The organism is Marinobacter nitratireducens, from assembly GCF_000708045.1.
GTDB classification, from domain to species: Bacteria; Pseudomonadota; Gammaproteobacteria; order Pseudomonadales; family Oleiphilaceae; genus Marinobacter; species Marinobacter nitratireducens.
The window spans coordinates 138988-163338 of record NZ_ANIE01000001.1; the positions used below are offsets into that span (position 1 = coordinate 138988).

The window sequence follows — 24351 nt, forward strand, 5'->3', positions numbered from 1 at the left end:
TTGGAACGTTATGTCACAATGCGGTCACATTCAAGCGCTCAGCCAGCCAGGGCCGCTTCAGCACCTTCCTCGATCACACCTGACGTCTCACAAACATACTGCTCCGCATCAAAGCGCTTGGTCTGCTGACGGAACTGCCAGGTGAAGCCCGGCCAGAGTGTGGTGTTCTTTCCGTTCTCGTTGACATACCAGCTCTGACAGCCGGTCTGCCAGACGGAGTCACCCAGTTTGGCGTGAATGGAGGCGTTGTATTCGCTGAACGCTTCCTCTTTGACTTCCACACTCTTCCACTGCCGGTGCTGCATCTTCTTGATGGCATCCAGTACGTACTGAACCTGGGATTCAATCATGTAGACCATGGAGCTGTGGCCCAGACCAGTATTCGGTCCCATCAGCATGAAGAAGTTGGGGAAGCCGGCGATCGTGGTGCCTTTGTAGGCCTCCGCGCCCTCGCGCCATGCATCCAGCAAATCCTGTCCGCCACGGCCGAACACCATGCCGCGGGGAATCGGATCCTGGGCCTTGAATCCGGTGCCGTAGACAATGCAGTCCACTTCCCGCTCATTGCCCTGGTTATCGACAATGACATTACCTTTTACTTCCCGGATGCCGTCGGTCAATACATCAACGTTGTCCTGGTCCAGCGCCGGGTAGTAGTTGTTGGAAATCAGAACCCGCTTGCAGCCGAAATGGAAATCCGGCGTGACCTTTTTACGCAGTTCCTTGTCTTTGATCTGGTTGCGAATATGGCGACGTGCCTGCAACTCACCCACCTTGAGCAGGCGGGGATTGCCGACAAATCCCAGTACACGGCCTTCAAGCATCCAGTAGATGCTCTGACGGAACGCGTTCAGGGTCTGTGGGAATTTCCGGAACAAAGCCTTTTCAAGCGGACGGATTGCCCGGTCCGGCTTGGGCATGATCCAGGGCGGGGTGCGCTGGTACAGGTCAAGATGGCCTGCATCCTTGGCAATCTCCGGTACAAACTGGATCGCGGAGGCACCGGTGCCGATGACCGCTACGCGCTTGCCCCGGAAGTCATAGTCGTGATCCCAGTCCTGGGAGTGGAAGCTGGCCCCGGTGAAAGTCTCGATGCCTTTGATCTCGGGGTACGCCGGGGTGCTGAGCCCACCCATGCCGGACACCACGATATCAGCCTTCAGTTTCTTGAATTTAGGCAGGGTTTTATCGGAACGATCCAGCTCGTCACCGGGTTTCAGACCATTTTTCTGCATGTAAGCCCACAGTTTCGGGCTGTCACAGGTTTCGATGGTCCAGCCGGATGCCTTTTCATCCCAGCGCGCGCCGGCAACGTGGGTATTCAGGCGAACGTGCTCCATCAGGCCGTATTTCTCGGCACAGTGCCGGAGGTAGGCCTGAATTTCCGGCTGGGGCGCGAACATGCGGCTCCAGTTGGGGTTCTGTTCGAAGGAGAAGGAATAGAGCGCTGACTGCACATCGCAGGCGCAACCCGGGTAATGGTTCTCGTGCCAGGTGCCGCCGACATCATCACTCTGTTCAATGATCACAAAATCGTGAAAACCGGCTTCCTTGAGTTTGATGGCCATACCCAGGCCGGAAAAACCGGTACCGATGATGGCAATCTGTGCGTTATCTGTCATTGCTGTTCTCCTTCAGAGACCCTTATGAGCCTTGCCTGTTATTGTCTAAGCGGCCAAACTGTGACCGGTAGACATATGTATACATGCAGAAGTAGACAGCTGTATACTCCCGGGTTCTGGATTGGCCCTGGCTGACAGGTGGTTGTCCTCACTGGCCTGCGGCTTCTGGTGTTTGGCAGATTGGGGTGAGGTAGGAGTAAAAGTGTTAAGCGGCGGAAAACTGAAACTGGTGCAGGCAGCACTGAGGTTGATAACAGATACCCGAAGCCTGACGTCCCTGGGGCTGCGGGAGCTTGCCCGTGAGGCTGGCCTGAACCCGAACACTTTCTACCGACACTTCAAAAATCTGGATGAATTCGGTCTTCAGGTGCTGGGATACATCGCCGAGGACATGAAATCGGGCGTCCGGCAGCTACGGCAGATGGCCGACACCTCCGAACAGGCCTCCCACGATACCGTGGCATTCGTGTACAGCTACTTTCTCTCGAACCCGGCCGCCACGACCGTGGCCGTTCGCGAACTGCACGGCCCCTCACCGGTTCTTCGGAGAGCCCTCGAGGCGCAGCTCAATGCCAGTGCCCGGGAGATGGCGGAGGATATTCTGGAAAGGGAGCTGGTTGCGGGTGTTACGCCGGAGGTTATCCACGAAATTTCCCACATGACCATCCGCTACATCCTGTTCCGGGCGATGGACTACATCGAGAAGCCTGAGCAGCGGGAAGTGATTCAAAAGGAAACCGAGCGCTTCATCAATCGCCAGTTCAGAGGCGCAATGGTGGAACACTTGGAGGAGCTGGATCTGCACGCCCTCACCCGCGACCGGCAATCGCAGGCATAAAAAAGCCGCAGGCTTTCAGCTCTGCGGCACAGCGGGATCTACAACGCGATCAATACAGTTTGGTCAGTGATTTCTTGGCGAAAGAGTCGACCTCGTCGAGGCGTCCTTCTTTCACTTTTACCAGCCACTCAGGGTCCTGCAGCAGGGCCCGGCCAACGGCGATCAGCTCGAACTCGTGGTTGTTCATGCGCTCCACGAGTTCGTCGATGCCGGCTTTTTCCACCGCATCCTTCTTGCTGGCAAAGGTGCCACTGATGAAATCTTCAGTCAGGCCAACGCTGCCCACAGACATAGTCGGTACGCCGGTCAGTTTCTGGGTCCAGCCGGCCAGGTTCAGGTCAGAGCCCTCAAATTCCGGCTCCCAGAAGCGACGGGTGGATGCGTGGAAGATATCCACACCCGCTTCCACCAGCGGCTTCAGGAAGCGCTCAAGTTCTTCCGGACTGTTCACCAGTTTCGCTTCATAGTCCTGCTGTTTCCATTGGGAGAAACGCAACATAACCGGAAAATCCGGGCCGACGCGGTGGCGCACTTCCTCAACAATCTCGACCACAAAACGCAGACGGTTTTCCAGGCTGCCGCCGTACTCGTCGTCGCGCTGGTTGGTGCCCTCCCACAGGAACTGGTCCAGTAGGTATCCATGAGCGCCGTGGATTTCAACGCCGTCGAAACCGATGGCCTTGGCGTCCTGGGCGGCATCACCAAAAGCTTTGATCACGTCCTGGATGTCTTCTTTGGTCATCGCCTTGCCGTTGGGCTTGCCCGGTGCGAACAGGCCAGACGGGCTGTAGCCGGGAGCGGAAGGATCCGGCTCGGTGCCCTCTTTGCGCACAGCGCCCACGTGCCAAAGCTGCGGGAAGATGGTTCCGCCCGCCTCATGCACGGCATCCACCACCTTTTTCCAACCCGCCAGGGCTTCTTCACCGTGGAACGCCGGCACGTTGGGGTAGCCATTGGCACCCGGGTGATTCACCGTGGTGCCTTCGGTAATGATCATGCCCACGCCCGCCTCGGCACGACGGCGGTAGTAATCCACTACGTTCTCGCCCGGAACCCCGTTTGGAGAAAAGTTACGGGTCATTGGAGCCATGGCCACGCGATTGCGTAGCTTGAGGTTGTGAATTTCAAACGGCTCAAACATAGGACCAAGATTCATGCTCATGATAGTGTGCAACCTCATTAATTTGGTTTCGTAAAGCAACCCTATTAAATCTGGTTTTAAGATGCAACCCTATTCGGTACACTTACCTACATGGCCAGAAAACGTTTTGATGATTCCAATTGCTCCGTCGCTCGCGCTCTCAATGAAGTTGGCGACTGGTGGTCCCTGCTGATCGTGCTGCACGCCATGTACGGTACCCGCCGATTCGTGGACTTCCAGCAACAACTGGGCATCGCCAAGAACATCCTGTGCGACCGCCTTGCCCGCCTTGTGGATAACGAGGTGCTTCGGAAAGTGGATGTGGGCGAACACGGCTCCCGCTTCGAATACCGCCTTACCGAAAAAGGCAGGGATCTGTTCCCGCTTGTTGTCGCGCTTCGGCAATGGGGCGACAAATGGAATCCCTCTCCGGAACAGACACCACTGGACCTGCGTGATCGCGCAACCGGTCGCCCCATTCATACCGTTGGCGTTCAGGATGCCGACGGTAACCCGCTGTCCATCCGCGACGTCTTCATACCCGAAGCCGAGAGCACCGACAGCAAGAAAAACACCGCCTGACAATCCGTAGTGCCGTCCTCACGGTGTTTTTCTTGAGCTGAATCAAGACTTGCCCTGAACCAGGGCCACTGGCAAGCGATTCTTGCGCCAAATCAAGTTTCCGGATTCCCGCGTCATTAACCTGTAGCCATTACTGATTCTGGTGAAGGAGATGACAATGTCCCGTAAATTCAAACTCTGTGCCCTGGCTGCCGGTCTGCTCGCAGCTGCCCCCCTCGCCCAAGCCTTCGACGGTGGCGATTTCATTCTGCGTGCAGGTGTGGTGCATGTGGCACCGGATGATTCCAGTGAGTCCATCACGGTCGGCGGCGCTCCGCTTCTTGGCGCAGGCGTTGACTCAAAGGTGACCGTTGACGACAACAGCCAGCTGGGGCTGCGTGCAACCTACATGTTCACCGATCACATCGGCCTCGGTGTATTGGGCGCGACTCCGTTCAAGCACAACATCAACGGTGGGGGTGATATTCCCAACGACGTCAAGCTCGGGGAAACCAAGCACCTTCCCCCGACCGTGACACTGCAGTATTTCCCGATGGCGAGCTCATCCAAACTGCAGCCCTTCGTGGGCGTTGGTGTGAACTACACCATCTTCTTTGAAGAAAAAACCACGTCGAACCTGGACGGCGCCCTGGGTGTCGGCTCCAGCGAGCTCGAACTGGACGACAGCGTTGGTGTGGCCCTGGAGGCCGGTCTGGATTACATGCTGAGTGACAACTTCGGCCTGAACGCGGCCATCTGGTGGGCGGACATCAACACCGACGCAAAAGTGAAAGTCTACGACGGTGCCGGTAACTACTTGGCTGAAACCGATGAGTTCGAAGTGGAAATCGACCCGATGGTCTACATGGTCGGCTTCACTTACAAATTCTGATCCCCGTGCCTCCGGCAGCCTCCATGGTCTGTGGGCTGCCGGAAGGTGCGTTCTCCTGTGCGGGGCTTCGGCCCCGCCTTTTTATACGTCAGGCACTCTGCCGACGAGCACCGCTACGCTGCTGACCACCCGCACGACCACGCCCGCCATTATTGCTGCGGCCAGCCGACTTGGCAGCATTACCCGGTTTGCCGTTGCCACTGCGACCCTGCCCTGGCTTGCCACCGTTAGTGCCGCGACCCGCATTACGGTTTCTCGCCTTGCTGGGATCAGCCTTCGCCTTCGGCTTCAACGGCAGATTGTTCTTCGGCTCAAAACCTTCGATTTCCTTGCGGGGAAGCTGCTTCTTGATGAGCTTTTCGATACCCGCCAGCAGCTTGCCTTCGTCAGCACAAACCAGTGACAACGCATGGCCGCGCTCGCCGGCGCGACCGGTACGGCCGATACGGTGGACATAGTCTTCCGGTACGTTCGGCAACTCGAAGTTCACTACCTGGGGTAACTGTTTGATATCCAGGCCCCGGGCCGCAATATCAGTGGCAACCAGTACCCGGACTTCGCCGGCCTTGAAGTTCGCCAGGGCGCGGGTACGAGCGCCCTGGGATTTATTGCCGTGAATGGCCGCGGCGGTGATACCGTCCTTTTCCAGTTTCTGGGTCAGGCGGTTGGCGCCGTGTTTGGTGCGGGTGAACACCAGCACCTGTTCCCAGCTGTTGTCCCGAACCAGCTTGCTCAACAGCGCGCTTTTCTGACTCTGATCCACTGGGTAAACCGACTGTTTCACCGTTTCCGCTGTGGTATTCCGGGCAGCCACTTCAACCTGAACCGGGTTATTCAACAGACCCTGTGCCAGCTTGCGGATATCACTGGAGAAGGTTGCCGAAAACAGCAGGTTCTGACGTTTGGCTGGCAGCAGATCCAGGACTTTACGAATGTCGCGAATGAAGCCCATGTCCAGCATACGGTCGGCTTCGTCCAGAACCAGGATTTCCACTTCGTTGAAGCGCACGGCGTTCTGCTGATACAGATCGAGCAGCCGGCCCGGCGTCGCCACCAGCACATCCAGCCCCTTGCGCAGTTTCATCATCTGCGGGTTGATTTTCACGCCACCGAAAACCACTGCGGATTTCGTGGGGATATACCGGCTATAGAGGTTCACACTGTCATGAACCTGGGCAGCCAATTCACGGGTTGGCGCCAGGATCAGCGCCCTGGGGCCCTTGCCCTGACGCGGTTTCTCACCCAGCCGCTGGAGCAAAGGCAAAGTGAAACCAGCCGTTTTCCCGGTACCGGTCTGGGCAGCCGCCATGACGTCCTTGCCGGATAGTACGGCGGGAATGGCCTGCTGCTGAATGGGGGATGGGGTTTCATAACCCTGATCGCTGGTGGCACGCACCAACTGCTCGGACAAACCGAGGGAAGAAAAACTCATATAAGATCAACTCTTGATTACTCTGCCTCCACGAACACCACGATTGGCGAATGCGGGCAGATGCCATGACTACACATGGACGATAAAGACGACTACGGTCACGCGCCGTTTTCGGGGTGACGTCCTCTGACAGGTCGTATGGATGGTTCGCACAGGGCTTTCAGATGCCGGATAATGCGGAATCCCTAGAGGCAGGATGCGGGCACAGTACCAGAGCTCAGGGCCTTTAGCTATAGGTGTTTATATAACGGCGCCAGGGAACTTACTATAGCGAAGTCCGTCTGAGGCGCTACCAGTCCCGACAATGGATCCCCTATGCACAGTGTCAATCTCGGCCCCGTGAGCCTGTCTATCGGCCACCTGCTCCTCATCCTCGCCTTTGTTCTTGCCCTGCTGATCGCTGGCATTCTAGGTCGGCGCTACCAGGTCAGAGTCGCGGGTTACGTCGGAGATATTTTTATATCGGCCATGGTGGTGGCCCGCATTGGCTTCGTTGTCGGGTATTTTGAGCACTATCAGGACAATCTGATGGGGATCATCGATATCCGTGACGGCGGGTTCGATGTGGTCTGGGGGATCGCTGGCGCTCTCGCCAGCGGGGCCTATCTGCTATGGCGCCATGCGCACATCCGACGCCCCCTTGCGATCGCAGCATCATCCGGCCTGGTTTTCTGGGCAGCAACAGCCGGGATCATCGGCATGATTGAGCACCAGGCACGAGGCCTGCCACCCGTCGCGCTGACGTCCATGGAGAATGAAACCGTTGCGCTCAAGCGTCTCGCCGAAGGCCGGCCCATGGTGATCAATCTGTGGGCCACGTGGTGCCCACCCTGTATCCGGGAAATGCCGGTTCTTGAAGAAGCCCAGGGCCGCTACCCGGACGTCCGCTTCGTATTCGCCAATCAAAGGGAACAGCCAGAAACCATCCGACGATTCCTCGAAAAACAGGGGCTGATTCTGGACAACCTGTATCGGGATACCAACGCCGACCTGGCTCGTGCGGTTGGAGGAAATGGCCTGCCTACTACCTTGTTCTATCGTTCAGACGGCACTCTGGTGGACAGCCACATGGGTGAACTTTCCCATGCCACTCTGGCACAAGGTCTGGAGAAAATCAGGACAGTGCCACAGTAAGGCCAGCCCCCAGACCGCTGGCAACCGCAAGGCCAGATAACGACAACCAGAGACTCCACCGCAGCGACGCATCCACGGCACGATACCCGGTCAATCGTTCCATGATCAGAGCATTGGCGGCAAACGGTGTACCAAACGCCGTTATCCCCCAACCTGTCACCATCACAATGCCCAGGCCGATCAGCACGCTATCGGGCCAGATGGAACCAAGGATACCTCCGGTGAGGGTGCCCACGACAATCGGATTTACACCAGCCAGACCAGCCAGAAAGAAGAACCAGGGCACGCAGGCCGCCAACATTGGCCAGATCCAGCCGGGCAGGTTCAAAGAATCCGGAATCTGCCCCAGCACCACACCACTGATGACAGCACCGATAAAGGCGGAACCACCCACAATCGCCAGCTCATTGCTGACGTTGGCCATATTGGTTAACGGAGGGTTGGTTCCACGGCTCCAGGCCATCAACCGACTCCCGATCACGGCGCCCATGCAACTCAGGGTAACCGCATGGGCATAACTGAACTGGAACTGATGGCTCAGCACAAAAACGCCTATGCAGATAGCCAGGATCAAACCCGAAAACCGGGCCCAAGTGGGCTTCCCGGCCTGGATCTCGCCTACCTGCCGTTCGGAGGCAGGCTCTGATTCCCGGAATATCAACCCGACCAGGATCATTGCAATTGCGAAAGGAATGGCCAATGACAGGAGATGGAAACTCGCCAAACCCGGCAACAGAGTGAGGGTCAACACCACGGAAATCGAAAGCGGTGAAAATATCGGCGAGGCCCCAAATCCCCTCAATACAGCCCGAGTGGCGTTTCGAGTGGCTACCGAGTCTCCCTCCTTTCGGATTCGTTCCCCCACCAGACTCCCGACCACCGCCACCGAACCGAAGTTTAACGGAACAGATACCAGGGCCGTACCGAAAGCAAGACTCACGTAACGGTGGCCCGGCTTGCCAGAAAAAAGGCTGGCCGAGATTCGTTGAAGATCGCCGGATCGCCCCAACACCGATGACAGCAACATCACAGACAGGATAAGGCCGGCCAAACGGGTCATGTTGGTCACAGCGTCCTCCAATAGGGTTGGGTCCTTCCCCAAGGCATAGGTGCCCATCAGAATCGCAATGGTGAACACCGCCTTCGGTACCCGCCTCAGATCCCGCCAACCAAGCGTCACCGCCAGCCCGACGGAAACGGCACCAAGGAGGACCATGCCCGGCAGCAGTGACAGTAACGCAGCAAACAGGGCAACGTAGGCAAGTAGCGAGCGAAATATCTGCAAGTTGAACTCCAGGATTGGCCTTACCTGATACTAAGGAAGCTATCCAGATTTCTCCATCAGCAATTTGTCGCGATAGCAGACCGCCACACAGGGGACATGAATCCAATCCGGAAATCTGCGAGTATCCTTATAGGTATAAATACCTAGAAGAGAATAATGACGGAGTTATGATGAGACTTTCGCGCGTGCTCAAGACCGGCCTCCTTGCCCTTCCATTGGTGTTGGCGGGCTGCGGTCAATCCGGAGAGGGAGAAGGACAAACCCAGACCAGCCTCAAGCCGCCGTCCGAAACCGGCATACTCAAAGTCGCTACCCGAAATGGTTCCACCACTTACTATCTCGACCGCCACGAAAATCCCATCGGCCCCGAACACTCATTGATACAGGATTATGCCGAAGCCCGCGGCTGGGAAGTGGAATGGACCATGCTCGATTCCACCAGCGCGGTTCTGGATACGCTGGCCGCTGGCAATACCCACCTGGCCGCAGCAGGGCTGACCCACCTGCCCTCGCGGGATGAAAAATTCGCCCGCGGACCGGCACACACCGAAATTACCGAACAACTGGTTTGTCACCGCGATACCCGCCCGATGCCCAGGAAACCGGATGCCATTGCCGGCACGGAAATCGTCATCACCGCCGGCTCAAGCTATGCAGAGACCCTGACCAAGCTTGCTGACACCAACGCGGGCATCGAATTCACCGAGGATGAGAACCGCACAACTGAAATCCTTCTTTCGGAGGTTGCCGAACAGGACATCGGTTGCACCGTAGCAGACTCCAACATCGTGCAGGTGATGCGCCGCCACTTCCCGCACCTGGAGGTCGCCATGACGCTGACCGATGGTCGAAACCTGGGATGGTACCTGCCAGCCGGCGCGCAGGCTCTTGCCGACGACGCCCATGAGTGGATGAACAGCGCTCAGGGTGACGCAGCCATTGGGCGCATGGAAAATCGGTACTACGCCTACATCGGCGACTTTGATTTTGTGGACCTGAGGGCACTCAACCGTCGGATCGACGATCGACTGCCCGACTTCATCGACGAGTTCAAAGAAGCCGAGGCGAAAACCGGCATTCCGGCCGACCTGCTCGCAGCCCTGTCCTACCAGGAATCGCACTGGGACCCGGATGCGGTCTCCCCAACCGGCGTTCGGGGCATCATGATGCTCACCCAAAGTACCGCCGAGTCTCTCGGCGTGACCAACCGCCTGGATGCCACCGCAGCGATTGACGGCGGCGCCCGCTATCTGGCGGACCGCCACCGCCGCCTGCCGGACACCATTCCCGAGCCGGATCGTACGTTCCTTGCCCTGGCAAGCTACAACATTGGCAGAGGCCATCTGCTGGATGCTCGCCAGCTCGCACGCGACCTCGGAAAGAACCCGGATTCGTGGGAAGATATGGCCGAGGTGCTGCCGCTGAAAGCAGACAAACGCTATTACCCCAGCACCCGATACGGATACGCGCGAGGCTATGAGCCCGTGCATTATGTACAGCGAATTCGTAACTACCGGGATGTTATCCAGACCGCGTTTAACTAACGAATAAAAACACAACAAAGGAGTGCGGCCTGAGATGGCCGCTCACAACTATGCTGCAAAGGATTATTTGTCTTCTCGTTATGCTGGCGGCGCTGCCCGCACAAGCACAACAGCAGTCCCTGAAAGTGGGGATAACCCATGTGCCGCCCTTCGTGATGCAGACCGACGATGGCCGCTGGGAAGGCATCAGCATCGACCTCTGGCGGGATATCGCAGAAAACTTGAACTACGAAACTGAGTGGGTTCCGCTGGCGTTCAATGAGCTACTCTCCGGCGTTGAATCCGGCGACATTGACGTGGCTGTTGGTGCTCTGACCATGACCGCCGACCGCGAGTCCCGCTTCGATTTCAGTCATCCATTCTACCAGACAGGCCTCTCGATTGCGGTCCCGGTTCAGCCGGAGCAGAGCCTGTTTTCGACCCTGAAGGCGCTGTTCAGTTGGCAATTTGTCAGCGTCGTCCTGGCCCTGGCCGGATTGTTATTGGGCGTGGGCTTTCTCGTGTGGCTGGTTGAACGTCGCAGGAATCCGGAGCAGTTCGGTGGCTCGGCGGCTGAGGGCCTGGGTTCCGGTTTCTGGTGGGCAGCGGTCACCATGACCACCGTTGGTTATGGTGACAAAGCGCCCTCAACCCTGGCGGGACGCCTGGTTGGCCTGGTCTGGATGTTTGCGGCCTTGATCATGGTAGCCAGCTTCACCGCCGCCATCACCTCCTCTCTCACGGTCAGCAATCTGAAAACCGGCATTCAGGGGGCAGACGACCTGCCAGGTAACGTCGTCGCAACCATCGCAAACACAGCCAGCCAGCGCTACCTGGAAGAGCAGCGAATCCGCTATCAACTCTACCCCGACCTCACCTCCGCGATGGTGTCAGTGGCTGACGGGGAGACCGATGCCATCGTCTATGATCGGGCCTTGATGCAGTATCGAAACCAACAACTCGGCGCCAAGCGACTCACCATTCTGCCGGGCATCTTCGCCGAGCAACTCTACGCGCTGGCACTGCCCGAGGACAGCCCGTTAAGGGAGAGCATCTCCCAGGAAATTCTGCGGATTGCCGAGTCTGACGAATGGCAGGCTATACAATCGGCCTACCTGGGAAGGGAATAAAGTGGTTGCGGGCACGGCGGGGAGCCGTGCCCGCACGCTCAATCACACACCGAACAGCGCGGAGCGGAGCGGTTTCAGGAAGCCAGTGCTACCCTGCTGGCGACCGTGGGTCCGTTTGCCGTCAAACTCCAGGCAACCATCTTCAATCGGATCAAAGCGCAGGATCTTCACATCTTCCAGGTAATTCTGGGATGATTTCCAGGGACCGTGGGTGCCCTGACGGGGCAGGCGATCCGCTGCACGCTTAATGTATCCCGCGTCGAGAGCGCCCAGAATGGTGTCCTCGCCGCGACTGTTGCCGGTATCTTTGGCCACGACGGTGCGGTATCCGCGTTTGTCCATCAGGTTCACAAGTCGGCACAGGTATTCGGCGGCAATATCCACCTTCAGGGTCCAGGAAATGTTGGTGTAACCGAAGATCATGGCCGCGTTGGGCACGCCTTCGACCATCACATTCTTGTAGATGATCTTGTCCTTCATCACCACTTCCTGACCATCGACACTCGGCTTGATGCCTCCGAGCATCTGAACATCCAGGCCCGTTGCCGGAATGATGATATCCGCTTCCAGCTCCTCGCCGGACTTCAACCGGATGCCGGTCTTGGTGAAACGCTCGATATGGTCGGTGGCAATGGACGCCTTGCCAGACTTGAGAACCTTGAACAGGTCGCCGTCCTTGACCACACACAGGCGCTGATCCCAGGGATTGTAGTCCGGGCTGAAGTGGCGCATGTCCACCTTGCCATCCAGTTGATGCTTGATCACCCGCAACAGCAGTCGGCGCATCGCCTTCGGACTCTTGCGTGAACGCTCGTACAGCAGTCGGGAAATCGAAATGTTCCGGGCCCGGGTGAGCTTGTAGGCCACCTTTTCCGGCAGGACTTTCTGCAAGGCCAGTGTCACCTTGTCCACTGACGGGAGCGGCATCAGGTAGGTGGGCGAGCGCTGAAGCATGGTGACATGCGACGCCTTTTCGGCCATGGTCGGGACCAGTGTCACCGCCGTCGCACCACTGCCAATCACCACCACTTTCTTGCCAGTGTAATCCAGGTCCTCTGGCCAGTGCTGAGGGTGCACAACCTGACCCTGGAAATCGCTCTCGCCGGGGAAATCCGGTTTGTAGCCCTTGTCATAGTTGTAGTAGCCAGTACAACCAACCATGAAGTTAGCGGTGTAATTTTCCACCTCACCAGAGGCTTCGTTCTCAGCGGTCACTTTCCAGCACTTGTCGACACTGGACCAGTCCGCACTTTTTACCGCCAGACCGTAGCGAATATGACGATCCACGCCGTACTCCCGGGCCGTGTTCGCCACGTAATCCTTGATGGAAGCACCGTCTGCCAGCACTTTGCCACCCGTCCACGGACGGAAGTTGTAACCGAACGTGAACATGTCCGAGTCGGAGCGGATGCCAGGATACCGGAAAAGATCCCAGGTGCCGCCAAGCGACTGGCGACGCTCCAGAATGGCGAAGGTTTTACCCGGGCATTCCCGGGTCAGGTGACACCCTACTCCAATGCCGGAGACGCCGGCACCGATAATCAGAACATCAAAATGTTGTTGGCTCATGGCATTGGTCCCACTTGTTTTGTTCTCGTATTACCAACGTAATCGATTTGCCATAAGCGGGAAATTGGCCTGACTCCCGGAGATTGCGGGTTTTATCGGCCAGTTCGTCACCTATCCGGCTGGAAATCCGGATATTTTTTCGGCAAACGGTAGAGACGAATAATGGTGATGATATTGGTCACCAGAACCATGGCCTCCGCAAGCGTGCCGCCCACGGAACCAATAACCAGGTTGTTCAGCATCCAGGCCAGTGCGGCAAAGCCAAGCACAATACGCAGTGGAATGCCCCGCAGCATGAACATACCGACGGTTCCCAGCACGGCCGCCGTCAGGGGGAACACGTCCGTCAGGGTTTGCCAGGTGACGATGGCAACCACCAGGTTCACCGAAAGCATCAGCGTCAGCACCTTCACACTACCGGGAAATCGCCTAGCCAGCATGATGCGCAGAATAACGAGTACGGTCAGGGCGGCTGCGGTCCAGCTCTGGAAGAAAGCAAACATCAGGGCAAAGGCCACGTTGGCCGCGATCAGAAGCACCATCAGCCGGTCATCGTTCTTGTTGGCGAAACCGGCTATGCAGAATGCCAGGGCGGCGAGACCAAAACCCTGCCCAAGCCATTCGGACAAGGAAAGTTCCAGCAAACCGTCTGCATTCATATCGGTAATCCCCTCTCCCTGAAACCCGCATCAGCCTGCCACACTTACCGGCATTGAGCCACGCTCAGCCCCGTGCCAGAGTATGCTGAACGTTGCCACGAATCCTGATCGGAACAGACCTGCGAGGAACCTCCCAGCCCATGAAAACCATCTTTTCTCCTTTGCACAGCCGTCGCCACGTAAAGACAGAACTGGACGGTGGACTGCTGATCGAGCCCCATGAAAAGCCGTCCCGGGCGGAAACCATTCTGGCCCGGGTGAAGGATCAGGCACTTGGGGAGGTCCTGCCACCGGAAGAATTTGGGCTGGAACCGATCAAACGGGTACACACGGCAGACTATGTGGCATTCCTGGAAACCTGCTGGGACGAGTGGGTCGCCGAGGGCAAACCGGGGGAAGCGATTCCGGCCGTGTGGGCGGGCCGAGGCATGCGGCACCGCTTGCCAAAGGACATTGATGGCCGGCTGGGGTACTACAGCTTTGCCGCCGAAACGTCGATATCAGATGGCACCTTCGAAGCCGCCTGCGCCTCGGCCAACGTCGCACTGACCGCCCAGAGGCTGGTAGCGAATGGCGAACGTGCAGCTTTTGCACTCTGCCGGCCTCCCGGACACCACGCCCATGCTGATCTCTTTGGCGGTTACTGTTTCTTCAATAACGCCGCGATCGCAGCACAAGCATTTCGGGATCAGGGCTATGGCAGAGTTGCCATTCTCGACGTGGACTTCCACCACGGCAACGGCACGCAGGCGATTTTCTATAATCGCAATGACGTGCTCACCATCAGCCTTCACGGCGATCCGGACCTGGTGTTCCCGCACTTCCTTGGCTTTGAGGACGAGACCGGTGAAGCTGACGGCGAAGGCTACAATCTCAACATTGTTTATCCACCCAACACCCCTTACAGCATCTGGAGCCAGGGTCTGGAAACGGCCTGTCAACGCATCGCTGAATTCAAACCGGATGCCCTTGTGATTGCGCTTGGCGTGGATACCTTTGAGGAAGACCCGATTTCTTTCTTCAAGCTCACCTCGGATGACTACCTGACGCTGGGCCAGCGCCTGGAGCAACTGGGGCTGCCGACGGTGTTCACCATGGAGGGAGGCTATGACGTGGACGCCATCGGGGTGAATGCGGTCAATGTGATGCAGGGCTTCGAAGGCAAGACCTGATCGATCCGGACAATCCCCATGAACGAATCCGCCATTGCCCATAGGTTGCTAATCAAGCAGGATCAGATGAATGCCCCCAGAAACCGGACGATACACCATGGATCGCTACCTGCAGCCAACGGCCTTTTTTGATTACGACCGGCCCTCAGTGAAAGCCTGGATCGACCAGCAAATAGAGGGCCTCCCTGCAGACCCGATCGAGCAGGTAAAAGCCCTCTACCTGGCCGTGCGCGACAGCATCAGCTACAACCCCTATGTGTTCCAGACCGATCCGCGCACCCTGTCTGCCAGTTATGCCCTGGAATCCGGCGAAACCTACTGCATTCCCAAGGCGGTATTGCTGGGGGCGGCAGCACGCTCCATTGGTATTCCCAGCCGGCTCGGGCTTGCTGATGTCCGCAACCATCTGTCCAGCCCCAAGCTGATCGAATGGCTGCGTTCGGATATTTTCCGCATGCACGGGTTTATCGAGCTCTACCTGAACGGGCGGTGGGTCAAGGCAACGCCGGCCTTTAATCGCCAGTTGTGTGAGATGATGAAAGTGGAACCGCTGGAGTTCGATGGCCTCAATGACTCCATCTTTCAAGAGTACACCGAGAGCGGAGAGGCCCACATGGAGTACATCAACGACCACGGCGTTTTCGATGATGTCCCCCACCAGTTCATCGTGGATGGGGTGCGCTCGGCCTACGGCCACCTCTTTGAAGAAGACGACGCCAATACAAGCGAACGAAGCCTGGAACAGGACATGAAAAGCGCCTGAGCCTAGCGGGCTTCGAGGCGGCCCAGGGACTCACGAATCTTGAAGATCAGCTCCTCCGGGGCACTCAACTGCGGGTAGTGCCCCTTGGCCTCCAGTGGAATGCAATGGACGTCGGGAATACGCTCCGCCATGTAGTCAACCACAGAAACCGGTACCACCCTATCCGAGCGACCGTACAGGATATCCACAGGTACCGGGATCTTCGACAGCTCATTGCGATAGTCGCACAGGAACGTGGCCTCCGCGAAACGTCGGAGCAGCATTGAATCCACCGCCATAAAGCTCCGAATCAGCCGGTCGGTCAGTTCCGGACGGTCCTCGTTTTCCATCACCAGTGGCGCCAGGCTGCGAGCCCAGCCTTCCTGATCGTGTTCAATCTGGTCCAGCATCGCCATGACATCGGCCTTCTCAAACCCTCCGGTATAACCATCATCGTCATTCAGATACCTTGGCGAGGGGTTGATGGTGATAACCTGCCGGAAACGATTCGGCAACATGCTGGCGGCCAGACAGCCAATCATGCCGCTGACCGAGTGCCCGACCACCGTGACCGGCTCTTCCGAAATATCGTCCACAATATCAAGTAGATCCAGCGCGTAGCCTTTCAGGGAGCTGTGCCTCTCATCACGGAAAGACCCGCGTTTCGACAGTCCGCAACCGACATGGTCAAAGGTGACAACCCGGTAGTCTTTCTCGAACGCGGGCGCCACTTCAGACCACACCATGTGATCACAGCCGAAGCCGTGGGCAAATACCAGAGTGTGGGCGCCGGCACCCCGTATCAGTACATGGTGTTTACTCAGAACATTGGGCATGTGCCTGATCCTTGTTCAGTTTCGTTTTTTAAAAACAGTCTGGCCCAACACAGGCGGGATATCCAAGAGCCAAAGAACGAAAAAACCGGCCGCCCACGTCCTGCGGGCGCCGGTTCAGGGGTCAGCCTGGATTCCCAGGTCTGTATGAACTCACTTACTCGGCAGAGTTGCGGATCAGGAAGTCAAAGGCACTCAGTGCCGCCTTCGAGCCTTCCCCCATGGAAATCACAATCTGCTTGTAGGGCACAGTGGTGGCGTCGCCGGCCGCAAAGACGCCCGGAATCGACGTTTCATTGCGATCATTTACGATGATCTCGCCATGCTGGCTCAGTTCGATGTCGCCCTTCAGCCATTCGGTATTCGGTACCAGGCCGATCTGGACAAACACGCCCTCCAGCGCCACCTGATGGGATTCGCCAGTATTCCGGTCGGTGTAGATCAGGCCATTCACCTTGCCATTCTCACCGGTAATCTCGGTGGTCTGGCCAGAGGTGATGATTTCCACATTCGACAGGCTGCGCAGTTTCTTCTGCAACACTTCGTCCGCCCGCATTTCCGCGCCAAACTCGATCAGCGTGACATGGCCGACAATACCTGCCAGGTCGATGGCCGCTTCCACCCCGGAGTTACCGCCACCAATCACTGCAACACGTTTGCCCTTGAACAGCGGACCATCACAGTGCGGGCAGTAAGCCACGCCCTTATTGCGATACTCCTCTTCCCCGGGCACGCCCAGTTGGCGCCAGCGAGCACCGGTGGAGAGGACAACGGTGCGTGACTTGAGCGAGGCGCCGTTCGCCAGACGGACTTCATGCAGTCCACCCGGCTGAGATGCCGGAATCAGCTTCTCGGCACGCTGCATATTCATGATGTCCACGTCGTATTCGTTGACGTGCTGTTCCATCGCGGCAACCAGTTTCGGGCCCTCGGTATAGGGCACGGAGATCAGGTTTTCGATGCCCATGGTGTCTGCCACCTGGCCACCAAAACGCTCGGCCGCGATGCCGGTGGCAATGCCTTTACGAGCCGCATAAATCGCCGCTGCGGAGCCTGCCGGACCACCACCGATCACCAGAACCTCGAAATCGTCTTTCTGGTTGATCTTCTCGGCTTCTTTCTCGTCGGACCTGGTGTCCAGCTTGGCGACGATTTCCTCCAGGGTCATCCGGCCCTGGCCCCAGGATTCACCGTTCAGGTACACGCTCGGTACCGCCATCACTTCCCGCTGCTCGACTTCGTCCTGGAACAGGGCACCATCGATGGAAGTGTGCTTGATGTTCGGATTCAGAACACTCATCAGGTTCAGCGCCTGAACCACGTCCGGGCAGTTCTGGCAGGACAGGGAGAAATAGGTCTCGAACTCGAATTCACCCTCGAGATCCTTGATCTGTTCGATCAGCTCTTGGGATTCCTTCGAGGGGTGGCCACCGACCTGCAGCAACGCCAGCACCAGCGACGTGAACTCATGCCCCATGGGAATGCCGGCAAAGCGCACACCGATGTCTGTACCCACCCGGTTAATAGCGAAGGACGGGCGACGCACATCAGCCGATTCCTCGGTGCGAAGGCTGATGTTTGCAGACATCGGCTCAAGCTCTTCCAGCAGCTCCTTGAGTTCCTGAGACTTCGGGCTGTCGTCATAGGCAGCGACCAGCTCGATCGGCTGCTGCAGCTTTTCCATGTAGGCATTCAGTTGTTGCTTGATATTGGCGTCGAGCATGAAATTTCCTCTTTCAGTCTCTAAGTATCTGAATTCGAAACGTAGTTAATCGTTGATGCTAGTAAGATACGGACAGCCCTGATCACTCTCAAATTAATTGCCCTAAAATGTTTGATAGCTGTTTGCTATGCTCCGCCCTGAAGGTCTTATTCCAGCACTACCCGGATTTGCACGCTCAAGGCACTTCAGTGACGTTTTAGCGCGGAAACTAGGACAAATAGCGTATTTTGGTGTCGATCAGGCTCAACTATGATGGCAGGTAGAATCCTGTCGCAACTGTTGCACTGACTCCGGACACCGGAAAGGCGAACCATGTTTCTAGAACGTTTCCACGCCGTCGAGAACGACCACATCCAGATCTCGGCCCCTCAAGCCAGCCGATTTGCCAAAGAAATCGCCGGGGACTTCAACCCCATCCACGATCCGGACGCCCGGCGTTTCTGTGTTCCCGGGGACCTGCTGTTCGCTCTGGTCCTGTCGCATTTCGGTCTATCCGAGAAAATGACCTTCCGGTTTCGCAGCCTGGTGGGTAACGGCGTATCGCTGCGGTTCCAGGAAAAAGACGATGGCAATATCGACGTCTGTGATGACGCCGGAAAGGTCTATCTTGAGGTTACACGCGATGGCGCTCTGACCCGGGACGAAAAGATCATTGAAGACTTTATCCGCTGTTATGTCGCCGCCTCGGGGAAAAACTTCCCTCATACCCTGCAACCGCTGATGGAGTCCAGGGATGTGATGTTCAACCCGGATCGCCCCATGGTGATGTACGAGAGCATGAGCCTGTCCTTGAGTAGCCTTGAGATACCCTCCCCGGAACTCGAACTGGACAAGGCCGACCTCGAAGCCGCCGGCAAACGGGGTAACGTGACCCTCGACTACCACCTGACTTCCGGTGGTAAAAGCTGCGGCGAGGTCACCAAGAGCCTGGTTCTGGGCGGTCTGCGGCCCTACAGCATCGAGGCTATGGATGCGGTGCTTGAGGAGTTCTACCGGCTCAAAGCCCGAGGCGTCGATTACGGCAGCGAAACCGCCGGCGCCTGACCCGAGTCACTCTGGCGGTCACATATTCGGCCTAAACTGTTCCTTGTGAATCTTCGTCACAAGGACAGGATGCCATGGCAACGAACCGGGTAACGGGTGAATCGCTGGCCGCCTACAGGCTGCCCCCCGATGCTGTTGTGGACGCGCTCGGCAGCAACGCCCATCACGGCCTCAGCAACAACGAGGCCCAGGCCCGGCTGGAGCGAGAGGGCCCCAATGAGCTGGCGGCTTCCAGGCCTGTTCCTGGCTGGCGCAAACTCCTTGCCCAGTTCCGGGAACCCCTTGTTATTCTTCTGCTGGTCGCCGCCGCGATTTCCTTCATTCTGTGGCTCTTCGAGCAGGACTCTGAACTCCCCTACGAAGCCATCGCGATCCTCGCCATTGTCCTGCTGAATGCCGCCATGGGCTTTTTCCAGCAGGCCCGGGCGGAGCAATCCGTTAATGAACTACAACGAATGACGGCCAGCCAGGCGACGGTCATTCGTGGCGGCGAGCAATGCCGCATCGCCGCGAGTGACGTTGTCATCGGCGACATCATCCTGTTGGAAGAAGGCGACACCGTGCCCGCTGACGGTCGGTTGATTCAGTCCGTCGCACTGCAAACCGCCGAAGCCGCACTCACCGGAGAAAGCCTGCCAGAAGCCAAGGAGCCGGAGGCCATTGTCGGTGAGGCACCGCTCGGGGATCGGCAGAATATGGTGTTCAGTGGCACCAGCGTTACCTACGGGCGGGGTAAAGCCATTGTGACCGCCACGGGTATGCAAACACAGATGGGGCAAATCGCGGAAATGCTGGAGGCCGCCCCGCCCGAAACCACACCGTTGCAGCAGGAGCTTGCCCGGGTTGGCCGCCTCCTCGGGCTGGTGGTGATTGCCATTGCCGCTGTCATCATCGGAACCATTATCGCGGTAGAGCACGTTTCCGGGCTTGCCGGGCTAGTTGACGTACTCATCCTCGGTGTGGCTCTGGCAGTGGCCGCTGTGCCGGAGGGGCTGCCCGCCATCGTAACCGCCGTTCTGGCATTGGGCGTTCAACGAATGGCCAAACGCAACGCCATTGTCCGGCACCTGGCTGCGGTTGAGACGCTGGGCTCCGCCAGCGTCATCGCCTCGGATAAGACCGGCACATTGACCCGCAACGAGATGACCGTGCGAGCGGTGGTAACCGCCAGCGGTCGCGTCACCCTCGGTGGCACCGGCTATCAACCGGTCGGAGATATTCAGTCAGGCGAGGGCCAGGACCTTATCAACGCTCCTCTGAAACACGAACTGGAACGGGCGCTCACGGTGGGAGACCGGGCCACCAACGCCATCCTGATGGAAGAAGACGGACAATGGCATATCCAGGGTGATCCGACAGAAGGCGCCTTGATTGTGGCCGCCAGGAAAATCGGCCTGGCCGATGAGATGCTCGATGCCCGCTATGAACGAGTGGGCGAAGTCCCCTTTTCGTCCGAGCGCAAACTCATGTCCACACTCCATACCGACAGCGAGCAGCAAACCCACATCCAGGTGTTTACCAAGGGCGCCCCGGATGTCTTGCTCAGCCGTTGCAACCGCGAACGTGTCGGCACAGAGACCCGGGAACTGACGCAGGAGCGCCGGGCAGACATTCTCCGCATCAACGAGGAACTGGCCGGAGAAGCCCTGCGGACACTCGGCGTTGCTGCCAGACAGCTTCCCACCGAAACGTTTGATCCGGACGCTGTCAGCGAGCACCTGGAAACCGACCTGGTATTCGTAGGACTGATCGGCATGATCGACCCACCCCGGGAAGAAGCCAAAGCCGCCGTTGCCGAAGCCCTCGCTGCTGGCATCCGCCCAGTCATGATTACCGGCGATCATCCAGTGACGGCAGCGGTGATTGGCAGGGAACTGGGTATCTGTCACGACAATCAGGCCCTTACTGGCGCTGAGCTCGACAAAATGCCGGATGCGGAGCTTGGCAGGAGAGTTCAGGAAATCTCGGTGTATGCCCGGGTAAACCCCGAACACAAACTACGTATTGTCCGGGCTCTGCAAGAGAAGCGGGCCATCGTTGCCATGACCGGCGATGGCGTAAACGACGCCCCGGCCCTTCGCAATGCCGACATTGGCATTGCCATGGGCATCACCGGGACCGATGTCTCCCGCAAGGCGGCCGACATTGTCCTGGCAGATGATAACTTTGCCTCCATCGTCGCCGCGGTGGAGGAAGGCCGAACCATCTTCGCCAACATCCGCAAGTTCCTGCGCTATCTGTTGTCCACCAACATGGGCGAAGTGCTTACGATGTTCCTAGGGGTGCTATTTGCTGATCGTATTGGCTTGTCGGCTGGAAACGGAAGTCTGGCTCTGCCATTGCTGGCCACTCACATCCTGTGGATCAACATGGTCAGTGACGGCGCTCCGGCCCTGGCTCTGGGGCTGGATCCCGGTGACGATGAGACCATGCGGAATCCGCCAAGGCCAAGGGTGGAGGGCGTCATTACCCGAGGCATGTGGGCCTGGATCGTCTTCGTTGGCGTGATTGTCTCAACCGGTACCCTGCTGGTACTGGATGCATCGATGCCGGGCGGCCTGATCGAAGGCAGCGGCAGCCTGGCCTATGGACAAACCATGGCATTCACGACGCTGGTCTTCTTTTCCCTGTTCGCGGTGTTTGTCTCCCGTTCCGATCACCAGAGCGCCTTCCGGGATCTGTTCACCAACCATTGGCTCTGGGTCTCCGTTTTGCTTTCCCTGCTATTACAGCTTGCCGTGGTGTACGTACCGTTTCTCCAGAAGGCGTTCTCAACGGTCAGCCTCACTCCGGGAGACTGGTTACTATGCACCCTGACCGCCAGCTCGGTCTTGTGGATAAGCGAGGCAACCCGCTTTATCGTTCGCCGGAATCATCATCGGCAAAAATCTCACGGTGACTCTCCCCTGAATCTCCGCTGAAACGCAAAAAGCCCCGGCATTGCCGGGGCTTTCCTGAGAGCAAGGCCTGACGCGCAGACCTCGTTCCTATCGGTTCTTCCGCGAAGGAAAAACTTAGATCTTGCCAACCAGGTCCAGGGACGGAGCCAGGGTAGCTTCGCCTTCTTTCCACTTGGCCGGGCAAACTTCGCCAGGATTGTTACGAACGTACTGGGCAGCTTTAACCTTGCGCAGCAGGTCGTCCGCGTCACGGCCGATGCCTTCAGCAGTGATTTCTACCGCCTGGATAACGCCATCCGGATCGATCAGGAAAGTAGCACGGTCTGCCAGGCCCTGACCTTCACGCATCACACCGAAGTTGTTGGTGATGGTGCCAGTCTGGTCGCCGACCATGTAGTAGTTGATCTTGCCGATGGTCTCGGAGGCATCGTGCCATGCTTTGTGGGTGAAGTGAGTGTCGGTAGACACGGAGAACACCTCTACGCCCAGCTTCTGCAGCTCGTCGTACTTGTCTGCAACGTCGCCCAGCTCGGTCGGGCAAACGAAAGTGAAGTCGGCCGGGTAAAAGAAGAATACCGCCCACTTGCCTTTAACGTCGGCTTCGGAAATTTCTACGAACTCGCCCTGTTTGAAAGCAGTTGCGTTAAACGGCTTGATCTCGCTGTTTACGATACCCATTGTGGATAGCTCCTTGTTTCGTGGATGTCGGAATCTAATGGATTAACGGCGCTAAAGATACGTCCTTCCCGCGCCCAGTTAAAATTGATAATTCCCAACCGCAAGATAGGCACTGCCTATGTCAGATTTTTGGGATACCACCTGCCGTGCCAGGCGACACAACAGCCGCCACAACATCATGAGACGGCTACTGTTTTCCCTTTATGGGGTCTTAACTGACAAGTTCAATCTTATGGAAGTCCAGAATATTGTCTTTCGGTGACGATTCAATGGCAGCCACCTCACGACGCTTTTTCAGCAGAATATAACCAAAGCAGGCGAAATACAGCGCTATCACGAGCGCACCGACCCATTGGATCTGCAGGAAATCCAGTTGGAACAGCATGGTCAGGCCCACCATCGCGAGGAAGTTGAAAACCACATAATTGGCACGCCCCAGTCGCTGGGCGGTCAGATTAAGGTTATCGGTGTAAAGACGAATCAGAGAATCCAGTGAATTCACCACCATTAAGACCCCGACCGAAATCATCGCAATATTGGTAAAGGCCGCAATCTTCAAGCCTTCCGCGTGATAGTAATACAACACACTGAACCAGGTGCCGATGGCAATGGACGGGATCACCAGCATCGCGATCAATAGCTGCCAGGTGCGGATGCCACTGACAAACCGAGCTGTGAACTGACCGATCATAATGCTCCAGGAGAACCACCAGAACAGGTAGAACTCGTGGTAGTCGTTGATTGGCAGGACGAACTGATCCAGGTGGGTGAAGTATTCACCCAGCATGCCAGCCGTTCCCAGGAAGTCTCCGGGTGAGCCTTTGCCAAGCACAAACGCACGAACCCACATCCCCACAATCAGGGCAATAAACAGGAAGCTGGAGCCTAGGCTCAGTACGCGTACGAACTTGATCTTGGAGCTGGAATACACGGCCAGACCGATGGAGGCGAACACAATCACATAGAACGCTGGCACCACCGTTTCCCCATCCCCGAGTTGCGGCAGGTACCAGGGCAGGTTGACCAGCAGCAGGTACGCGGTAAACGCACAGGTGCCGATGATCACCACGTTGTTGATCAGCTTCACCAGCGGAATCTCAAAGAACTTCACCCTCGGCTCGATGATGGCGAAGTAGAAACAGGTCAGGAAGTAGAAGCCCCAGATCAGGAAGGCCCAGAAGCCAAACTCGATGGCCAGCGGATTGGCAAATCCGTACTCCGGGCTCGCGGCGGTATCCGCGTAGCCGCCGAACTCGGTCAGCGGGAACATGATCAGTCCCACGTCGAGGCCCGAGGTAAACAGAATGGCAATAAAGGTCAGCGTGCGGACCGGCGTCTCGCCGATGCACTGCATGTCCCACCATTTGTACAGAATCAGCACAATGGCGGCGAAGGTAAACATCAGTCCTGCGGATAACCAGAGCGTCATGCGGTCAACCTCCGGCCGTGTTTCATCATTATAGTGAACAGCAT

General features: G+C 57.5%; 20 protein-coding genes. 10 read left to right on the forward strand and 10 right to left on the reverse strand.

From position 1 onward, the window contains the following. Nucleotides 1-38: 38 nt before the first annotated feature. A complete protein-coding gene (locus D777_RS00625) occupies nt 39-1622 on the reverse strand; it encodes a flavin-containing monooxygenase (protein ID WP_036127595.1) in 1584 nt (527 codons plus the stop codon). Between the two features lie 202 nt (nt 1623-1824). Between D777_RS00625 and D777_RS00630 the strand changes: the two genes are divergently transcribed. After that, complete coding sequence (locus tag D777_RS00630) at nt 1825-2460, forward strand: TetR family transcriptional regulator (RefSeq protein WP_036127598.1); 636 nt, start codon at nt 1825-1827, stop codon at nt 2458-2460. 49 nt (nt 2461-2509) lie between these two features. Here D777_RS00630 and D777_RS00635 read toward each other — a convergent pair whose 3' ends face one another. Then, nucleotides 2510-3622, reverse strand: a complete 1113-nt coding sequence (locus D777_RS00635) for an NADH:flavin oxidoreductase (protein ID WP_036127601.1) — start codon at nt 3620-3622, stop codon at nt 2510-2512. A gap of 90 nt (nt 3623-3712) precedes the next feature. Between D777_RS00635 and D777_RS00640 the strand changes: the two genes are divergently transcribed. Both D777_RS00640 and D777_RS00645 read left to right on the forward strand, forming a co-directional pair. After that, complete coding sequence (locus D777_RS00640; protein WP_036127606.1) at nt 3713-4183, forward strand: winged helix-turn-helix transcriptional regulator; 471 nt, start codon at nt 3713-3715, stop codon at nt 4181-4183. A 157-nt stretch (nt 4184-4340) separates the two neighbouring features. After that, nucleotides 4341-5054: an OmpW/AlkL family protein gene (locus D777_RS00645; RefSeq protein ID WP_036127609.1), complete on the forward strand. Its 714-nt coding sequence runs from the start codon at nt 4341-4343 to the stop codon at nt 5052-5054. 88 nt (nt 5055-5142) lie between these two features. Here D777_RS00645 and D777_RS00650 read toward each other — a convergent pair whose 3' ends face one another. Then, complete coding sequence (locus D777_RS00650) at nt 5143-6486, reverse strand: DEAD/DEAH box helicase (RefSeq protein WP_036127612.1); 1344 nt, start codon at nt 6484-6486, stop codon at nt 5143-5145. Nucleotides 6487-6801: 315 nt separating this feature from the next. Here D777_RS00650 and D777_RS00655 point away from each other — a divergent pair, with 315 nt between their 5' ends. Continuing rightward, on the forward strand, nt 6802-7620 hold the full coding sequence (locus tag D777_RS00655) for a TlpA disulfide reductase family protein (RefSeq protein WP_036127615.1): 819 nt from the start codon (nt 6802-6804) through the stop codon (nt 7618-7620). Here the strand turns inward: D777_RS00655 and D777_RS00660 are convergent. Further along, nucleotides 7601-8905 (reverse strand): hypothetical protein, encoded by a 1305-nt coding sequence (locus tag D777_RS00660; protein ID WP_051668896.1) that lies wholly within the window; start codon nt 8903-8905, stop codon nt 7601-7603. The two genes, D777_RS00655 and D777_RS00660, sit on opposite strands and share 20 nt — an antisense overlap. 170 nt (nt 8906-9075) lie before the next feature. On the opposite strand from D777_RS00660, the gene mltF reads away from it, so the two are divergent. Further along, complete coding sequence (gene mltF / locus D777_RS00665; protein WP_036127622.1) at nt 9076-10449, forward strand: membrane-bound lytic murein transglycosylase MltF; 1374 nt, start codon at nt 9076-9078, stop codon at nt 10447-10449. A 50-nt stretch (nt 10450-10499) separates the two neighbouring features. Continuing rightward, nucleotides 10500-11558, forward strand: a complete 1059-nt coding sequence (locus D777_RS00670; RefSeq protein WP_036127625.1) for a transporter substrate-binding domain-containing protein — start codon at nt 10500-10502, stop codon at nt 11556-11558. A 42-nt stretch (nt 11559-11600) separates the two neighbouring features. Here D777_RS00670 and D777_RS00675 read toward each other — a convergent pair whose 3' ends face one another. Further along, nucleotides 11601-13127, reverse strand: a complete 1527-nt coding sequence (locus D777_RS00675; RefSeq protein ID WP_036127628.1) for a flavin-containing monooxygenase — start codon at nt 13125-13127, stop codon at nt 11601-11603. A gap of 107 nt (nt 13128-13234) precedes the next feature. Further along, entirely contained in the window at nt 13235-13786 is a 552-nt protein-coding gene (locus D777_RS00680; protein ID WP_036127631.1) for a YgjV family protein, read from the reverse strand. 140 nt (nt 13787-13926) lie between these two features. Between D777_RS00680 and D777_RS00685 the strand changes: the two genes are divergently transcribed. Beyond that, nucleotides 13927-14958 carry a histone deacetylase family protein gene (locus D777_RS00685; RefSeq protein ID WP_036127634.1) on the forward strand — a complete coding sequence of 344 codons (1032 nt, stop codon included), beginning with the start codon at nt 13927-13929 and terminating at the stop codon, nt 14956-14958. Between the two features lie 97 nt (nt 14959-15055). Further along, nucleotides 15056-15721, forward strand: a complete 666-nt coding sequence (locus D777_RS00690) for a transglutaminase-like domain-containing protein (protein WP_036127797.1) — start codon at nt 15056-15058, stop codon at nt 15719-15721. A gap of 2 nt (nt 15722-15723) precedes the next feature. On the opposite strand, the gene D777_RS00695 is transcribed toward D777_RS00690, so the two are convergent. Both D777_RS00695 and ahpF read right to left on the reverse strand, forming a co-directional pair. Further along, on the reverse strand, nt 15724-16536 hold the full coding sequence (locus D777_RS00695; protein ID WP_036127636.1) for an alpha/beta fold hydrolase: 813 nt from the start codon (nt 16534-16536) through the stop codon (nt 15724-15726). Nucleotides 16537-16690: 154 nt separating this feature from the next. Then, nucleotides 16691-18256: an alkyl hydroperoxide reductase subunit F gene (ahpF, locus tag D777_RS00700; RefSeq protein ID WP_036127638.1), complete on the reverse strand. Its 1566-nt coding sequence runs from the start codon at nt 18254-18256 to the stop codon at nt 16691-16693. A 312-nt stretch (nt 18257-18568) separates the two neighbouring features. Between ahpF and D777_RS00705 the strand changes: the two genes are divergently transcribed. Both D777_RS00705 and D777_RS00710 read left to right on the forward strand, forming a co-directional pair. Next, nucleotides 18569-19300 (forward strand): DUF3581 family protein, encoded by a 732-nt coding sequence (locus D777_RS00705; protein WP_036127640.1) that lies wholly within the window; start codon nt 18569-18571, stop codon nt 19298-19300. 74 nt (nt 19301-19374) lie between these two features. Then, nucleotides 19375-22221 (forward strand): cation-translocating P-type ATPase, encoded by a 2847-nt coding sequence (locus tag D777_RS00710; protein ID WP_051668897.1) that lies wholly within the window; start codon nt 19375-19377, stop codon nt 22219-22221. Nucleotides 22222-22314: 93 nt separating this feature from the next. Here D777_RS00710 and ahpC read toward each other — a convergent pair whose 3' ends face one another. Further along, nucleotides 22315-22878: an alkyl hydroperoxide reductase subunit C gene (gene ahpC, locus D777_RS00715; RefSeq protein WP_081849424.1), complete on the reverse strand. Its 564-nt coding sequence runs from the start codon at nt 22876-22878 to the stop codon at nt 22315-22317. Between the two features lie 211 nt (nt 22879-23089). Continuing rightward, nucleotides 23090-24307 (reverse strand): BCCT family transporter, encoded by a 1218-nt coding sequence (locus tag D777_RS00720; RefSeq protein ID WP_036127642.1) that lies wholly within the window; start codon nt 24305-24307, stop codon nt 23090-23092. Between the last annotated feature and the right edge of the window lie 44 nt (nt 24308-24351).

Bases quoted from the DNA above. Each gene is read 5' to 3' on its own strand.
- D777_RS00625 (WP_036127595.1), bottom strand. From the start codon at position 1,622: ATGACAGATAACGCACAGATTGCCATCATCGGTACCGGTTTTTCCGGC.
- D777_RS00635 (WP_036127601.1), bottom strand. From the start codon at position 3,622: ATGAGCATGAATCTTGGTCCTATGTTTGAGCCGTTTGAAATTCACAAC.
- D777_RS00640 (WP_036127606.1), top strand. From the start codon at position 3,713: ATGGCCAGAAAACGTTTTGATGATTCCAATTGCTCCGTCGCTCGCGCT.
- D777_RS00645 (WP_036127609.1), top strand. From the start codon at position 4,341: ATGTCCCGTAAATTCAAACTCTGTGCCCTGGCTGCCGGTCTGCTCGCA.
- D777_RS00650 (WP_036127612.1), bottom strand. From the start codon at position 6,486: ATGAGTTTTTCTTCCCTCGGTTTGTCCGAGCAGTTGGTGCGTGCCACC.
- D777_RS00655 (WP_036127615.1), top strand. From the start codon at position 6,802: ATGCACAGTGTCAATCTCGGCCCCGTGAGCCTGTCTATCGGCCACCTG.
- mltF (WP_036127622.1), top strand. From the start codon at position 9,076: ATGAGACTTTCGCGCGTGCTCAAGACCGGCCTCCTTGCCCTTCCATTG.
- D777_RS00670 (WP_036127625.1), top strand. From the start codon at position 10,500: ATGCTGCAAAGGATTATTTGTCTTCTCGTTATGCTGGCGGCGCTGCCC.
- D777_RS00675 (WP_036127628.1), bottom strand. From the start codon at position 13,127: ATGAGCCAACAACATTTTGATGTTCTGATTATCGGTGCCGGCGTCTCC.
- D777_RS00680 (WP_036127631.1), bottom strand. From the start codon at position 13,786: ATGAATGCAGACGGTTTGCTGGAACTTTCCTTGTCCGAATGGCTTGGG.
- D777_RS00685 (WP_036127634.1), top strand. From the start codon at position 13,927: ATGAAAACCATCTTTTCTCCTTTGCACAGCCGTCGCCACGTAAAGACA.
- D777_RS00690 (WP_036127797.1), top strand. From the start codon at position 15,056: ATGGATCGCTACCTGCAGCCAACGGCCTTTTTTGATTACGACCGGCCC.
- D777_RS00695 (WP_036127636.1), bottom strand. From the start codon at position 16,536: ATGCCCAATGTTCTGAGTAAACACCATGTACTGATACGGGGTGCCGGC.
- ahpF (WP_036127638.1), bottom strand. From the start codon at position 18,256: ATGCTCGACGCCAATATCAAGCAACAACTGAATGCCTACATGGAAAAG.
- D777_RS00705 (WP_036127640.1), top strand. From the start codon at position 18,569: ATGTTTCTAGAACGTTTCCACGCCGTCGAGAACGACCACATCCAGATC.
- D777_RS00710 (WP_051668897.1), top strand. From the start codon at position 19,375: ATGGCAACGAACCGGGTAACGGGTGAATCGCTGGCCGCCTACAGGCTG.
- ahpC (WP_081849424.1), bottom strand. From the start codon at position 22,878: ATGGGTATCGTAAACAGCGAGATCAAGCCGTTTAACGCAACTGCTTTC.
- D777_RS00720 (WP_036127642.1), bottom strand. From the start codon at position 24,307: ATGACGCTCTGGTTATCCGCAGGACTGATGTTTACCTTCGCCGCCATT.